Here is a 13,548-nt window from a genome sequence, read left to right on the forward strand (position 1 = left end):
TGGGGAAAAGCCGGAAGCCATTTTCAGGTGGCTTCCGGAGGATGTTATCAGACGGATGCGGACAGTTTGACGTCAATATTCCCGCGTGTCGCGTTGGAATAGGGGCAAATCTGGTGCGCCTTGCTCACCAGTTCGTCCGCTGCGGCCTGTTCAAGGCCGGGCAGTGAGACATCCAACGCCACTTCCAGGCCGAAGCCGCCTTCTGCGAGCGGCCCGATGCCGACCGTCGCGGTCGTCTTCACATCTGCGGGCACTTTCAGATGTTTGTTCTGGCTTGCGGCAGCTTTCAGCGCGCCGATGAAGCAGGCGGCATAGCCTGCGGCGAAGAGTTGTTCCGGGTTGTTGCCGTCGCCACCGGCACCGCCGAGTTCTTTCGGGGTGGAGAGGTTCAGTTTCAGATTACCATCCGGCGTTTCGGCTGACCCGTCACGGCCACCTGTTGCGACGACTTTGGTTTCGTAGAGGACTTTGACTGGCATGATAGACTCCTGTGTCAATAAATATCGTGCACGATTAAATCGTGAGTGATATTTATGTGCGCGTGCTCGCCTTTGCAAGGCTTGCGATAAGATCGCGTGCGACTTATTTTGTCAGGAGAGGCAAATCCATTGCCGCGACAGGAGGAACAGATGGCAGATCAGACAGATAGCAGTGACGACATCGTGCTGAATGATTTCCTGTGCTTCGGCCTGTATGCTGGCAATCACGCCATGAACCGCGTCTACCAGCCCTTGCTGAAAGCGCTGGGTCTCACCTATCCGCAATATCTTGTGATGGTGATGCTGTGGGCGCATGACGACCAGTCAGTCGGCGAGTTGGGCCGCAAGCTCTACCTGGAATCCAATACGCTGACACCGATGCTGAAACGCTTGGAAGCCCTCGGCTATGTCTCGCGCGGCCGCGATCCGCAGGATGAGCGGCAAGTGCGCATTCGCCTGACGAAGCAGGGGAAGGCGATGCAGACCGAAGCGGCCTGTATTCCGCCCGAGATCATTGAGGCGACCGGCATGTCGATCGAGGAACTGAAAGGTCTGGTCACAAAGATCGACTCCCTGCGATCAAACCTTTCGGACTGGGCGCAGGAGCGCAGTGCCAGCTGACAAGCCTAGTCTTGCTGGCTTTCGGTTTCGTCTGCCGGACAGCGGGTCCACTGTTTGGCATTGTCCCAGTCGGACATGATGCCAGTGCGATCCTTTCCGGCCAGCAGAAACGCATCTTCGCCTTTCCATTCGGAGACCAGGGACTGGCCATCCTCGCGCCACCACGGAAAGCGGCCATCGAAGCTGCGGACATCCCAATTTCCCATATCGCCGCCGGGCGTCGCAACGTGGATCGTCTCTTCGTCGATGCGCTCTATCACGGCCGGGGCGTCACAGGTCGCGTCCGGCACATTGACGATCACGCCGGACTCATCCGGCCAGGCGATGGACCAAGTGCCGATAAAGGCGGTGGTTTCTTCCGGTGAGGCCGGCTCTGCCGAGGCGTTGAGGGGAAGGGCGAAGCTCAGCCCAAGCAAGGCTGACAGGAGGATGCGCGTTTTCATGCGGTGAAAGTAGCCCGCCCTCAAGGATGCCACATCCCCCGCAAGGGGGAGGGCATCTATTATTCTGTTCCCGGGTTTATGGCCGACACGACCCAGGCCTTGGCGCGCCAGACCGTAGCGGTCCCGTCTTCCCAGATCGGTGTCAGGAAATCTCTGACAGCCGCGCGGGCCTCTTCTGCCTCGATCAGGCCACTGCCGACCATACGCGCCACACCGCCCATACTGGTCATGAAGCCCACAATGTCTTCCAGGGTCTTCATGCTCTGGAATTCCAAATGCCCGACCCAGGGTGAGATCTTAATGTCCGTCCAGCCCGAACTGGTCAGAACATGCTCAATCCGGTTGCGGTCTGCCAGACCGAATGGACCAGGTGTGTTGGGTGCCGGCACGGGCAGCGGGCCAGGGCTGGTTTCGTTCAGATAGGCTTTCACGGCGTTCAGAGGGGCAGAGACCCATTCATTTTCCTCCATGCTGGCCCATGCGGCAAACGCCATGCGCCCGCCAGGTTTCAGCATGTTGCGGATATTCTCAAAAGCGGCTTCTGGTTGTTCGAAGAACATCACGCCAAACCGGGACACAACCCCATCGACAGAGGCGTTTGGCTGCCAGGTGGAGGCGTCTCCCAGACTGAAGGAGAGATTGGGCAGCGGCGCATCCTTATTCCGGTTCCGGGCCGTTTCCAGCAGCGGCGCAGAGATATCCAGCCCGACGATCTGGCCACCAGGTGTCAAACGCGCCAGATCTGTCGAGAGGTCACCGGTGCCGCATCCAATATCCAGAATGTTGTCGGTCGGTGCGGGGGCGATATGGCCGATAATTTCGGCTGAGAACGGAGAAAGGGCCTGCTCCAGATGGTGGGCATTGCGCTGCCAACGCTCTGCCCCGCTCTTGTTCCAGTATTCGCCCTGCATGTTTTGCTGAGTATCGGTCATGTCATCCTGTGGTGCCCTGATCTGGCAGGCCGCCCTTATCCCTCTCTGTGCGTGCGCGAGCCTTATGGCTTTGCACGAGATTTTTTATCCTGCCCGTTAAATATGATGCACCAGCTCAAATTGCAAATGAAAATCATTATCATGTTATAACAAGCCAGACACCGCCGGGTAGGGGGTGGGGAGGCGCGCGCGTGGCGCAATAAAAAGCCCGCCGGATGGCAAGTCCGGCGGGTTGGAGGAGAGCGAAGTTACTCTACAGAACGTCCAGCATATCCTGGACAAGGGGGTGGCGGACGACGTCCTTGCCTTCGAGCTTGACGACAGCGGCGCCGCCAAGTTTCTCAAGACGCTCCGCCGCATTGGCGAGGCCTGAAAACTCCGGCAGCAGATCGCTTTGCGCCGGATCTCCGGTGATGACCATTGTGGAGTGCCAGCCAAGGCGTGTCAGCAGCATCTTTAACTGCGTGTAGGTGCAGTTCTGCGCTTCATCAATAACGATGAAGGCATTGTTCAGTGTACGTCCCCGCATGAAACCAATCGGGGCAATCTCGATGACGCCCTCGGCCAGCATGTGCTTCAGCTGTCCTGGAGACAGCCTGTCCGACAGGGCATCATATAGTGGGCGCAGATAGGGGGCGAGCTTGTCTTCCATGGCGCCGGGCAGGAAGCCGATCTGCTCGCCAGCCTCCACCGCAGGGCGCGAGAGAATGATCCGCGCGACCTTGCCTTTCTGCAGGGCCTCAACCGCCTTGCAGATAGCGAGATAAGTCTTGCCGGTGCCAGCGGGCCCAAGCGCGGCGACCAGAGCGTGATCATCAATGGCCTTCATCAGCTGTGCCTGGTTTTCAGACCGCGGCTTCACCGTCTTCTGGTAACGCTGTGTGCGCCCATTTTCCGATCGCTGATGAGTTTGTTTGCCATCGGCATCATCCGGGTGCCAGCCCCGGCCACCTTCAATGGCGTGCAATTGTGGGCTCTTGCCGCGGGAGCCTTCCTCGAACCAACCATTCAGGTTGACCTCAGACCCTTGCTTCATTCGCTTCGCTGCATTGCGTTTACCCATGGGTGGACTCCTTGGTTGCGGGCAAGAAAAAAGCCACTGGCAAGAACGCACAGTGGCTTGGTGGAAACTGGGAGGAAGAAGAGGCCTGACGCCCCGAGGGCGGTGAAGCCAGTTCCTGGGCTGGACGCCCGGGCGGCGGGGTGTGACAAGGTCTGCTGATGACCGTCTCCAACTCCGAATCTGTTGATGATTAGAGTGTAGCAAGGTTATCAGAAGATTAAACAATAATTCCGTTTGCGAAATAAGGAGGCCCCAGACCCATGGCGATCTACGAAATTGACGGAACCCGCCCCATCCTGCCGGAAAGCGGGAATTACTGGGTTGCGGAGAATGCCCAGGTGATGGGCAATGTCATTCTCAAGGAGAATGCCTCAGTCTGGTATGGCGCAACCTTGCGTGGGGATAATGACCCGATCACGATTGGCGAGAATTCCAACATTCAGGATGGCAGCGTGCTGCATACCGATGTCGGCTGTCCGCTCACCATTGGGGCAAATGTCACGGTTGGTCATATGGTGATGCTGCATGGTTGCACGATTGGCGAGGAAACGCTGATCGGCATCGGCTCCACGATTCTGAACAATGCCAAGATCGGCAAGAATTGCATCATCGGCGCCCACGCGCTCCTTCCGGAAGGAAAAGAAATCCCGGACAACTCCCTTGTAATGGGAGCGCCCGGGAAGGTTGTGAAGGAAATTTCCGACCACCAGATCCAGGTGATCAAGATGTCAGCGGTTCATTATGTCGAGAACTGGAAGCGGCATCGCGACAGCCTGAAACGGATCGACTGATCCGGTCTGGCATTAGTCTTCCCGTTCATCCTTGCGCAGGAAGTTGATGGCGAAATTGCCTTCGCCAACGCGCACGACGCGCCCCTGAAGATTGCCTGCCGTCACGATCTCGTCGATGGCTGGCAGGGGGCCGTGGGTTTCAAGGCTGGCACCTGTCAGGGAAATGTCGATGACATTGCAGGCCAGATGCTGGCCATTCTTGCGGATGACCTGGGCATGTCCGCTCGTCGGATAGCGCGGGGCTGTGCGCTCTTCCGGAAGTTCGCTCTCATCCTTGTTGGCCAGCCAGGACAGGCGATTGGCCAGTTTCTCGCGCTTGTGCGGCACGACGTTGAACTGCACAGCAAAACCGTCGTCAGACGTGCGCACGACGGTTGCAGCGACACGACCAAGGTCGTCGAAATAGCAGATTACGTTTGAGCCCTCGGAAGGGATGGTTGCGGCGCGCATCAAGGCGCCGGAGCAGGAAAGGTTTTCAGTGACCAGGCGATGGTCCTGACTTTCCTCATCAAGATAACAGCCGCCGATCTCAAGATCGATACGTTCGTGTTGACGACGGTCCCGCTCAGATTTCGCCAACGGGCTTGTGTGCGTCATAGACAGCTGGGGTGCAGACATAAACTTCACTCCTGTAGGCCTCCTGGCCTCGCATTCATCTTCCCCCACACAAGTCTTTACTTACTGGAGTTTCATTCACAAACTGTTGTGGGAAGGTGAAGGATTACCTGAATCCGTTAACCAGAGATGACAAACCGGAGGAAATAGAGGTGGAAACCTATGACTATATTATTGTGGGCGCGGGCAGCGCCGGATGCGCTCTAGCCAACCGATTATCTGCAGATCCCGCGATTAAGGTGTGTCTGATTGAGGCTGGCAAGAAAGATAACTCCCTCATGGTGCGCATGCCCGCAGGGGTTGGAAACCTGATCAAGGATGTAAACGATTATAACTGGGGTTTCTGGACCGAACCCCAGAAGCATATGAACGGTCGCAAGCTGTGGTGGCCGCGCGGAAAAGGCTGGGGCGGCTCCTCCTCGATCAACGGAATGGTCTATATTCGTGGCCATGCGGGGGACTATAATCAATGGGCCCAGATGGGCCTGAAGGGATGGGGCTATGGCGATGTGCTGCCGTATTTCCGGCGCTCTGAGGGCTATGAAGGCGGGGATAATGCCTTCCATGGCGGCGCGGGCCCGCTGAAGGTTTCCGAAAGCCCGATGAATTCTCCGATTTACCGGGCCTTCCTGCAGGCCGGGGAAGAGGCCGGCTACAAGACAACACAGGATTTCAACGGCGCGGACCAGGAAGGTGTCGGCCGGTATCAACGCACCATCCATAAGGGCGAGCGTTGGAGTGCGTCTTTCGGATATCTGCGCCCGATTGTCGGCGTGCGTCCGAATCTGACGGTCATCTCCACCGGGCTGGTGACACGCGTGCTGATCGAGAATGGCCGCGCCACCGGGGTTGAAGTGGTGGAAGGCAAGGGCCGTCTGGCCCAGGAGATCCACGCGTCCGGAGAGGTGCTGGTCTGTGCCGGGGCGGTGCAGTCGCCGCAATTGCTGCAACTGTCCGGCATCGGCAATCCGGAGCATCTGGGGCGGTTCGGCATCGAGACGAAAGCCAAGTCTGTCAAAGTGGGGCAGAACCTTCAGGACCATCTGGACCTGACCATCATTCACGAAATGACCCAGCCACTGTCTGCCTATTCCATGCAGAAAGGCATCAAGAAGCTGGGCGTGGGCATCCAGTATCTGATCAACCAGACGGGCGCAGGAGCCGACAACCATCTTCAGGCGGGGGCTTTCCTGAAATCCCGTGAAGGCCTGGAAATGCCGGACATCCAGCTTCACCTGGTCAATGCCATCATGATGGACCATGCCAAGCACGAGGCCGACAAGGATGGTTATACGGTACATGCATGCCAGCTGCGGCCGGAAAGCCGGGGCACAGTCTGCCTCGCCTCATCCGATCCATTTGATGCGCCGGCCATTGATCCAAACTATCTGGCAACCGAGGAAGACCGCAGGGCAATGCGCGAAGCGGTCAAAATGGTGCGGGATATCTGCTCTCAGAACGCGCTGAAAGCGCTGACCGGCGCGGAGATCATGCCCGGTGAGAGCGTGAAGAGCGATGAAGAGATCAACTCCTTCGTGCGCCGCATGGGCGAGACGATCTATCATCCGGTCGGCACAGTCGCGATGGGCGTCTCGGAAGACAGTCCGCTTGATGGAGAGCTACGCGTGAGAGGCGTTGAGGGTTTGCGGGTGATCGATGCGTCCGTCATGCCCACGCTGATCGGTGGCAACACCAATGCGCCGACCATCATGATCGCGGAAAAGGCGGCCGACATGATCCTGAAGAAGGCGCCGCTTGCGGCGGAAGAACCGCAGGTCGAACTCGCCTAAGCCTGGAAAGGCACCGCCCCGGACAGTCTAGTCGTTTGAAGAGACAACCTTCAGCGCAGGGCTTTCGGGGCGGGTATCCGGTGGCACCAGCATGGAAATCCGGTGACGCCATATCGGGCGCCCTCGAAGGGTCGGGACACCGCCCAGTGTCTGATAGAGCCCGAGGAAGCGGTTTTCGCGTGAGCCTGATTGAGACTCTGCGAGCGGCATGACCGTAATTTCGACTTCTGCGCGCTGTCCCGTCAGGGTCTCACCACGCCCGCGAATGACACCTGGTCCGCCGTCCATATGTACGGCTTCCAGGAAACCTGTCATCATCGCGCGGTCAGGGCCGGTCCAGAGAGTAAGAAAATCATGGTGGGCCAGCTCTCTGCCAAGCAGAGCGCGAAGGCCATCGCCGGCGGACCGAAACTCCCATGCGCCGTCCCCCGTTGCCTGGATCACGAACAGGTTCGTGAGAAGGTCAGGATGTTCATTCGCGCGCGGACCATGAAGGGAAAATTCCTCGGGGGCAGCGTTCATGCGACGCCAGGCATCCAGCAGGATCCTGGTATTAGGGTGAATAGATCGGTCTTCCATATTGAGCGGAGGCTCCATCAGATATGCGCGAGGCCCGTGCGGGCCAGTTCGGCTCTCTCTTCCGCAATATCTGTTCCAGTCTGCCGCATTCCCGCCGCGCGGGAATATCCTGTCAGGAGTTCAGGTCATTTTCCCCGCTGAGGTGTTTTAGGACCTGATTCTGTGGGATTCCGGCAGGGGAGGGGATGCGCCCCGCAAAAGATGCCGTGTGGAGGAGTCTCATGACGGTACACGCCTGCCCGTGATCAGGTCAGGCTGTGGTTATTGTGTCATCCTGTAATGGCTATGTCAGAGTTGACTTGCCGTTACATATTGCAAAGCGATCCGAACCGCTTAGACCCTAGGCAATAATAAATACAACCGAAGCGTAAAACCTCCTGAACAGAAATCTTGCTCAAAGGGAAACTAAGTGAAAATTGCCAAATTCCGCGCTGATCGCGCGTCCAGTTACAAGTCCGCGCTCTGCCTGGGCGCAGGCCTCGCTGCTATTGCCTCCATCTCCGCTCCGGCATTTGCCCAGGATGCAGACGAAGACACATCCCGCACGCTCCAGACGGTCACTATTACCGCGACCAAGCGCGAACAAACCCTGCAGGATGTGCCCGTGGCTGTGTCCGTTGTGGATGAGTCCGTGATTGAGAAGTCAGAGATTGTTGATCTCGGTGATCTGCAATCCATCGTGCCGTCCCTGCGCGTCAGCCAGCAGCAGTCTTCGGCCAATACGAACTTCATCATTCGCGGCTTTGGTAACGGGTCCAACAATGCCGGCATCGAGCCGTCCGTCGGTGTGTTCATTGATGGCGTGTATCGTTCGCGCTCTGCCTCGCAGATTTCTGACCTGCCGAATATTCAGCGTGTCGAAGTGCTGCGCGGGCCACAATCCACTCTTTTCGGCAAGAACGCCTCTGCCGGTGTGATTTCGATCATCACCAAGAAGCCTCAATATGAATGGGGCGGAAACGTCGAAGGCACGATCAGCAATTATGATGGCTATCGTCTTGGCGGCTATGTCACCGGTCCGATCAGCGAGAATCTCGCTTTCAGCCTGGGCGGCGGATACAATACCCGTGACGGCTATGCCGAGGATATCGGCTCTGGCGTCCCCTCCAACGAACGTGACCGGTGGAACATTCGCGGCGAGATGCTGTTTGAGCCGACCGACAACATGTCTTTCCGCCTGATCGCCGATTATGACGAGATTGATGAAGTTTGCTGTATCGCGGCAAACGTCGTGAATGGCCCGACCGGTGCAGCTGTCGTCGCGCTGGGTGGCCAGATTGTTGCAGAAGATCCGTTCGCCTACAAAGTGGCTTACAATTTCCCGTCCACCAACCAGATTTCCAATGGCGGTGTGTCTCTGCAGGGCGATTTCGACATGGGCGCGTTTACGCTGACGTCCATTACGGCCTATCGCAAATCCGAGCTGACCACCGATCAGGATTCTGACTTCACCAGTGCAGACCTGCTGAGCCGCAACTCGAACGACACCGAAATCAAGACGTTTACACAGGAAGTCCGCCTGACGTCCAACGGCACAGGCCCGGTCGACTGGATGGTTGGTGCCTTCTATTTCGACGAAAGTGTCGATATCGAGAACCAGCTGCTCTATGGCAGCCAGATCCGCGGTTATATAGACATCCTGTCTTCCGGCCTTCTGACGGGGCTGGAGCCGACCGTGTTCGGTGTGGCACCGGGCACATTCTTCCAGCCTGGACAGGGCATGACGGAGGCCTACGGCCAGGACAACACGGCGGCCTCTCTCTTCGGGACGGTTGATTACCACATCAATGATCGCCTGACCGCGACGTTCGGCCTGAACTATACCCAGGATAACAAGGACGCATTTGCGAACGTCGTGTCGACCGACGCGTTTGCTGCCGTGGATCTTGATCCCTTGGCTCCTGGCATCCAGCAGGTCACGCTTGGCGGTCAATTGATCCAGGCAGGTGTTGACCCGACCAATCCGGCAGCTGTCGGAGCCTTTGCGACGAACTTCCCTGATATCTTTGCCGCGATGCAGGCGACAGCCGCCGGTGCGACGGGCAGCCTCCAGCAATTGCAATTCTTCCCGCAATTCCTGGACTTCCCGAATGCGGTGGAAGGAGGCTCTACCAATGATGAGGATACGTCAGTCACATTGCGCCTCGCCTATGACCTGACAGACAATATCAATCTCTACGGATCATATGCGACCGGCTTCAAGGCAACCTCGTGGAACCTCTCCCGCGACAGCCGCCCGACAGCCGCCAGCTATGCCCTCCTGGCGCAGGGCGGGCTGCTGACGCCGAACCTGACGCAAGGCACGCGGTATGCCGGCCCGGAAGACTCCGAGGTTTATGAGCTTGGTATCAAAGGCGCCTACAGCAATTTCGCATTCAACGTGGCGATCTTTGACCAGACCATTGAAGGCTTCCAGTCCAACGCCTTCACCGGTACGGGCTTTGCGCTGACCAATGCCGGCAAGCAGTCGACCCAGGGCGTTGAGGCAGACATTCAATGGAATGTGACGGACCAGTTGCTCGTCTCTGCGGCAGGCACGTATCTGGATCCTGTCTATGACAGCTTCCCGAACTCTGCCTCCGGAGATCTGAGCGGCCGGAAGCCCTATGGCATTCCGGACCTGTCGACCTCTCTGGCAGCGACTTACAGCTTCACGGTCAATTCCCTGGATTCCTTCATCCGGGCGGACTGGCAGTATGAAAGCCCGTCAGATTATTTCGATGATCCGCAAGATCAGGCCCTGATCGACATGGAGAAGGAAGTGAGCACGGTGAATGCCTCTGCCGGCTTCACCACACAGGATGGGCTCAGCGTCACTCTGTGGGGCCGTAACATCTTTGATGATGAGTACATCACGGTTGCCTTCCCGGCAGTGGCACAGCAAGGCTCGCTATCGGGATATCCGAACCAGCCAGCTACCTATGGCGTGACTGTGCGCAAGAGCTTCTAGGCCTAAGCCTGGACCGAGACAAAGAAGGCCCCGTCCATTGGCGGGGCCTTTTCTTTTGCCGGTAATTCTCGGGGCAGGGGCTATTTTGGTTTGTATGCCTTGAGTGCGATGATCGCGAGGATCATGCAAACGACCTCGAATGCAGCGAACAGGATAAAATCAGTGGTCGGTTTATCGCCTGCGATAAGACCCGCAATTCGGGCAAACGTATAGCCACCCATATAAGCCGCGACAAACCAGAGTGCCGGGCGTATCATCCGCTCCCTGAATACTCCGGAGAGCAGCAGTAATGCCGCGCCCAAGCTGACGCCGCCATAAACGCCCCGGGCTTCATAGATGCCGTTTCCGCCGGCAAAGGTGACGCCAAGGGAGGCTCCCATCGCGGCGGGGTCGAGAATCGACCATGTCCCGAAGATGGCAAAGCAAAGGGCGAGGGCGGCAAGGAAGACACGTATCAGCATGTAAGGGGAACTAGGGCGCAATTTTCTGTCGGAAAGAGGCACCTTTTCTGAATGAGCTTCCCGCGTTTTGTGGCTTCAGGTGTGTTCGGGGTGGAAATTGGGCCCGGAACACCATCTATTAGGGCAGATTCTTACAAGGAGCAGGCCTTTATGCCAAAGTCCCGGCAAGCGCCCCCCATTATCAATGCCCCGCCGCTGGTGACAGCGCTGGCGCTCAGCCTTGTCGTGGCGCACGTGATCAGGCTGCTGGGCGGTCAGTCGCTTGATGGCTTCTTTGTGGATGTCGGGGCTGTTTTCCCTGAGCGATTCTGGGGCTGGGCAGGCGTGAATGTCGGTCCGCAGGCCTATCCACCCTATGGAAATGCGCTGGCCGCGCTGATTCCGCTGGTTGGAACGGCCTTCGTTCATGGAAGCTGGTCTCATCTTCTGATGAATGCCGTGATGCTGATTGCGCTCGGCAAGCCCGTCTATCTTGTGCTGCAGCGGGTTTCTCGCAGCACCATGGGAGGCAATGCCGCCTTCCTGATTCTCTTCCTGGTAAGCGTGGCAGGAGGCTCAATCGCTCATTTGCTCGCCCATTTTCCGTCTGGCCCGCCGGCAATTGGCGCGTCTGGCGGGGTGTCCGGCTATCTTGCTGCTGTGCTGTTGCTTCAGAATGGCCCGAATCTGCTCAGTCGCAAGTTTCTGACCGTTTCAGCAGTATTTGTGGTGGCCAATGCGGTGCTGGCATTCCTGGGGCCTTCCATGTTCGGCGCCGAGATTGCCTGGCAGGCCCATATTGGGGGCTATGCCGTAGGAGCGATTCTCTTCCGGTACATGCTGACACGCCGCCAGAGAGCGGGAATTTAGGTCAGCAATCGCCTCCAAGCGTCAAATATGCTATGATGTGGCAAAACAAGACGGTGTCGCAGGGGCACCGCGCATCATGGGAGGACGTGGATGACACTGGACCAGATCCTGAACGACAAGGGATTCGAGATTATTTCCGTTAAGGCGGATCAATCCTTATCAGAGGCGGCAATGACACTGGATAGTCGTCGAATCGGCGCTGTTGTGGCGCTGGACGATGACGGAGAGATTGTTGGCGTCCTGTCTGAGCGTGACATTGTACGCCATGTGGCGCGCCGCGGCGCCGAAGCGCTGGATCTGAAAGTCGGTGATGCGATGACCCGTCACGTCATTACCATCGAGTCGGTGACCCAGATTGAGGAAGCCCTGCAGTTGATGACGGATCGCCGTATCCGCCATTTGCCTGTTTTACGCGCCGAAAAGCTGATCGGCGTCATCTCCATCGGTGACCTGGTGAAGTGGAAGATCGCAGCCACTGAAGCAGAGGCAGAAGCGATGAAGTCTTACCTGTCAGCGCAGTACTAGGTCTCACTCCTTGTCTTCATTGGGTTTTTGATCCTGCAGTGCCTGCTGCAGGATCATGGCCGACACAAATCTGTGCGGTTTTGTGCAGAAATCCTGCATTATGGGGTTGCGGCAACCGGGGGCGGGGAGTACATCGCCACCTCCGCTGACGAGGCCTTCGGGTTTCAGACGCGGGCCCGGATTTCGGGCCTCTAAATGGATCGGACGTTTTCGTCTTTCCCACGCAGAGCCCTTAACTCGGTTCCCTTACACGCTCGGGATTTTGCGGGCCGATATAGCATCGGTTGGCGGGTTCTTTTGCGGTCTTAATCTGGCGGTTTTGATGATTTCATCATTTACTGCAGAAGCCGCGAAAAAGGGTGTTGACGGGAAGAAGGGCGGTCCATATAAGCCGCCACTCTGCAGACGGGGTCACGGCTTCGGAACGCAGAACCCGGTTCGGGAAAACAATTGAGATACAAGGTTTTATCCCTTGCTCAACTGCTTCCTGGCTCGGCTCCAAACGCCTGGATATAAAAGGCCGATTTAATATCGGCACGGATTATTCGTTTGCGGAACAACTGACGCGGTTTTGATGTTTTCATCACTGACTGCAGAAGCCGCAAAAAGGGTGTTGACGGAGAAAAGGGCGGCCCATATAAGCCGCCACTCTGCAGACGAGGCCACGGCTTCGGAACGCAGATTCCGGTTCGGGAAATCAATTGAGGTTACGAGGTTTTATCCCTTGCTCAACTGGTTCCTGGTTCGGCCCCAGCAGCCTGAACTTTCAGGCCGTTCTTTGGATCGGTCACAAGGTTCTTCTCTGGTCTTTATAATGCAGGTCTGGCGGTTCGCTGCCTCACTGCAAAGGCCGCAGAAAAGAGGTTGACGGGGGAAACGGCGGCCCATATAAGCCGCCACTTCCGCCTAAGAGCTCTTCGCTCTGAAGCGGGCCCGCTGAAAAGCTCAGCTGGTTGGTGAAAAAGTTCTTGAACTTTTCGTCGAACAGGGGCTATATATGCGGTTCCTCGAAACGCTCGAATTTGCGGGCCGGATCATTTCGGCAAGCAGCTTCTTTTGCGCTAAAATTCAGGCAGAGCGGTGGTCAAACACCTAACTGCAGAAAGCGCAAAAAAGAGTGTTGACGGGCAATTCGGTGGCTCATATAAGCCGCCACTTCCGGACGGGGCCACGGCCTTCTGATGGAGACCTTCGGAGCTTCGGTTCCACGCTGTTTGACATCGTAAGAGATTAGGAAGAGAAACGCAGGCGGCGTGATGGCTTGCGGATAAGGCTTCGGCCTTTCCAAACGATCACGACGGATGCGTTTCTTGAGAGAAAATTCTTTTTCCATCGACCAGGTCAAACTGGTCTTTGTGACTAAGGGTTTCTCGTCAATAGAACGCAATACTTAAATGCTTAACAGCTTAAGTAACCGTCCATATTCCAATGGATGGTTTCGTCAGATCAA

Annotated in this window: 14 protein-coding genes; 6 read left to right on the plus strand and 8 right to left on the minus strand. The window is 57.2% G+C overall.

Annotated features, from left to right (window positions below; translation table 11 throughout):
• Positions 1-47: 47 nt before the first annotated feature.
• Positions 48-479 (minus strand): organic hydroperoxide resistance protein, encoded by a 432-nt coding sequence (locus HY29_RS14585; protein WP_034798223.1) that lies wholly within the window; start codon positions 477-479, stop codon positions 48-50.
• 150 nt (positions 480-629) lie between these two features.
• On the opposite strand from HY29_RS14585, the gene HY29_RS14590 reads away from it, so the two are divergent.
• Positions 630-1,100, plus strand: a complete 471-nt coding sequence (locus tag HY29_RS14590; protein ID WP_034798224.1) for a MarR family winged helix-turn-helix transcriptional regulator — start codon at positions 630-632, stop codon at positions 1,098-1,100.
• Between the two features lie 5 nt (positions 1,101-1,105).
• Here the strand turns inward: HY29_RS14590 and HY29_RS14595 are convergent, their stop codons facing one another.
• From HY29_RS14595 to HY29_RS14605, 3 genes are all read right to left on the minus strand, one after another.
• A complete protein-coding gene (locus HY29_RS14595; RefSeq protein ID WP_034798225.1) occupies positions 1,106-1,543 on the minus strand; it encodes a hypothetical protein in 438 nt (145 codons plus the stop codon).
• A 59-nt stretch (positions 1,544-1,602) separates the two neighbouring features.
• Positions 1,603-2,475: a class I SAM-dependent methyltransferase gene (locus tag HY29_RS14600; protein WP_051601570.1), complete on the minus strand. Its 873-nt coding sequence runs from the start codon at positions 2,473-2,475 to the stop codon at positions 1,603-1,605.
• Between the two features lie 253 nt (positions 2,476-2,728).
• Entirely contained in the window at positions 2,729-3,538 is an 810-nt protein-coding gene (locus tag HY29_RS14605; protein ID WP_034798226.1) for a PhoH family protein, read from the minus strand.
• A gap of 260 nt (positions 3,539-3,798) precedes the next feature.
• Here HY29_RS14605 and HY29_RS14610 point away from each other — a divergent pair, with 260 nt between their 5' ends.
• Positions 3,799-4,329, plus strand: a complete 531-nt coding sequence (locus HY29_RS14610) for a gamma carbonic anhydrase family protein (protein WP_034798227.1) — start codon at positions 3,799-3,801, stop codon at positions 4,327-4,329.
• Positions 4,330-4,341: 12 nt separating this feature from the next.
• Here the strand turns inward: HY29_RS14610 and HY29_RS14615 are convergent, their stop codons facing one another.
• The gene (locus HY29_RS14615; RefSeq protein WP_051601571.1) at positions 4,342-4,947 is read right to left on the minus strand and encodes a PilZ domain-containing protein; all 606 of its coding nucleotides are present in this window, start codon (positions 4,945-4,947) and stop codon (positions 4,342-4,344) included.
• 149 nt (positions 4,948-5,096) lie between these two features.
• Here HY29_RS14615 and HY29_RS14620 point away from each other — a divergent pair, with 149 nt between their 5' ends.
• Positions 5,097-6,734 carry a choline dehydrogenase gene (locus HY29_RS14620; RefSeq protein WP_034798228.1) on the plus strand — a complete coding sequence of 546 codons (1,638 nt, stop codon included), beginning with the start codon at positions 5,097-5,099 and terminating at the stop codon, positions 6,732-6,734.
• A 27-nt stretch (positions 6,735-6,761) separates the two neighbouring features.
• On the opposite strand, the gene HY29_RS14625 is transcribed toward HY29_RS14620, so the two are convergent.
• The gene (locus HY29_RS14625) at positions 6,762-7,313 is read right to left on the minus strand and encodes a PAS domain-containing protein (RefSeq protein WP_162176736.1); all 552 of its coding nucleotides are present in this window, start codon (positions 7,311-7,313) and stop codon (positions 6,762-6,764) included.
• A gap of 409 nt (positions 7,314-7,722) precedes the next feature.
• On the opposite strand from HY29_RS14625, the gene HY29_RS14630 reads away from it, so the two are divergent.
• The gene (locus HY29_RS14630; RefSeq protein WP_051601572.1) at positions 7,723-10,263 is read left to right on the plus strand and encodes a TonB-dependent receptor; all 2,541 of its coding nucleotides are present in this window, start codon (positions 7,723-7,725) and stop codon (positions 10,261-10,263) included.
• Positions 10,264-10,343: 80 nt separating this feature from the next.
• On the opposite strand, the gene HY29_RS14635 is transcribed toward HY29_RS14630, so the two are convergent.
• On the minus strand, positions 10,344-10,766 hold the full coding sequence (locus HY29_RS14635; RefSeq protein ID WP_155838366.1) for a DUF4345 family protein: 423 nt from the start codon (positions 10,764-10,766) through the stop codon (positions 10,344-10,346).
• A gap of 108 nt (positions 10,767-10,874) precedes the next feature.
• Here HY29_RS14635 and HY29_RS14640 point away from each other — a divergent pair, with 108 nt between their 5' ends.
• Complete coding sequence (locus tag HY29_RS14640; protein ID WP_034798231.1) at positions 10,875-11,573, plus strand: rhomboid family intramembrane serine protease; 699 nt, start codon at positions 10,875-10,877, stop codon at positions 11,571-11,573.
• 90 nt (positions 11,574-11,663) lie between these two features.
• Positions 11,664-12,098, plus strand: a complete 435-nt coding sequence (locus HY29_RS14645; RefSeq protein WP_034798232.1) for a CBS domain-containing protein — start codon at positions 11,664-11,666, stop codon at positions 12,096-12,098.
• Positions 12,099-13,182: 1,084 nt separating this feature from the next.
• Here HY29_RS14645 and HY29_RS19260 read toward each other — a convergent pair.
• A complete protein-coding gene (locus tag HY29_RS19260) occupies positions 13,183-13,485 on the minus strand; it encodes a hypothetical protein (RefSeq protein ID WP_155838367.1) in 303 nt (100 codons plus the stop codon).
• Between the last annotated feature and the right edge of the window lie 63 nt (positions 13,486-13,548).

The organism is Hyphomonas beringensis (genome assembly GCF_000682755.1).
Taxonomy (GTDB): Bacteria; Pseudomonadota; Alphaproteobacteria; order Caulobacterales; family Hyphomonadaceae; genus Hyphomonas; species Hyphomonas beringensis.

Excerpts from the sequence above, each read along its gene's own strand:
- HY29_RS14600 (WP_051601570.1), bottom strand. The coding sequence starts at position 2,475 with ATGACCGATACTCAGCAAAACATGCAGGGCGAATACTGGAACAAGAGC.
- HY29_RS14590 (WP_034798224.1), top strand. The coding sequence starts at position 630 with ATGGCAGATCAGACAGATAGCAGTGACGACATCGTGCTGAATGATTTC.
- HY29_RS14640 (WP_034798231.1), top strand. The coding sequence starts at position 10,875 with ATGCCAAAGTCCCGGCAAGCGCCCCCCATTATCAATGCCCCGCCGCTG.
- HY29_RS14645 (WP_034798232.1), top strand. The coding sequence starts at position 11,664 with ATGACACTGGACCAGATCCTGAACGACAAGGGATTCGAGATTATTTCC.
- HY29_RS14610 (WP_034798227.1), top strand. The coding sequence starts at position 3,799 with ATGGCGATCTACGAAATTGACGGAACCCGCCCCATCCTGCCGGAAAGC.
- HY29_RS14585 (WP_034798223.1), bottom strand. The coding sequence starts at position 479 with ATGCCAGTCAAAGTCCTCTACGAAACCAAAGTCGTCGCAACAGGTGGC.
- HY29_RS14615 (WP_051601571.1), bottom strand. The coding sequence starts at position 4,947 with ATGTCTGCACCCCAGCTGTCTATGACGCACACAAGCCCGTTGGCGAAA.
- HY29_RS14625 (WP_162176736.1), bottom strand. The coding sequence starts at position 7,313 with ATGGAAGACCGATCTATTCACCCTAATACCAGGATCCTGCTGGATGCC.
- HY29_RS14605 (WP_034798226.1), bottom strand. The coding sequence starts at position 3,538 with ATGGGTAAACGCAATGCAGCGAAGCGAATGAAGCAAGGGTCTGAGGTC.
- HY29_RS14595 (WP_034798225.1), bottom strand. The coding sequence starts at position 1,543 with ATGAAAACGCGCATCCTCCTGTCAGCCTTGCTTGGGCTGAGCTTCGCC.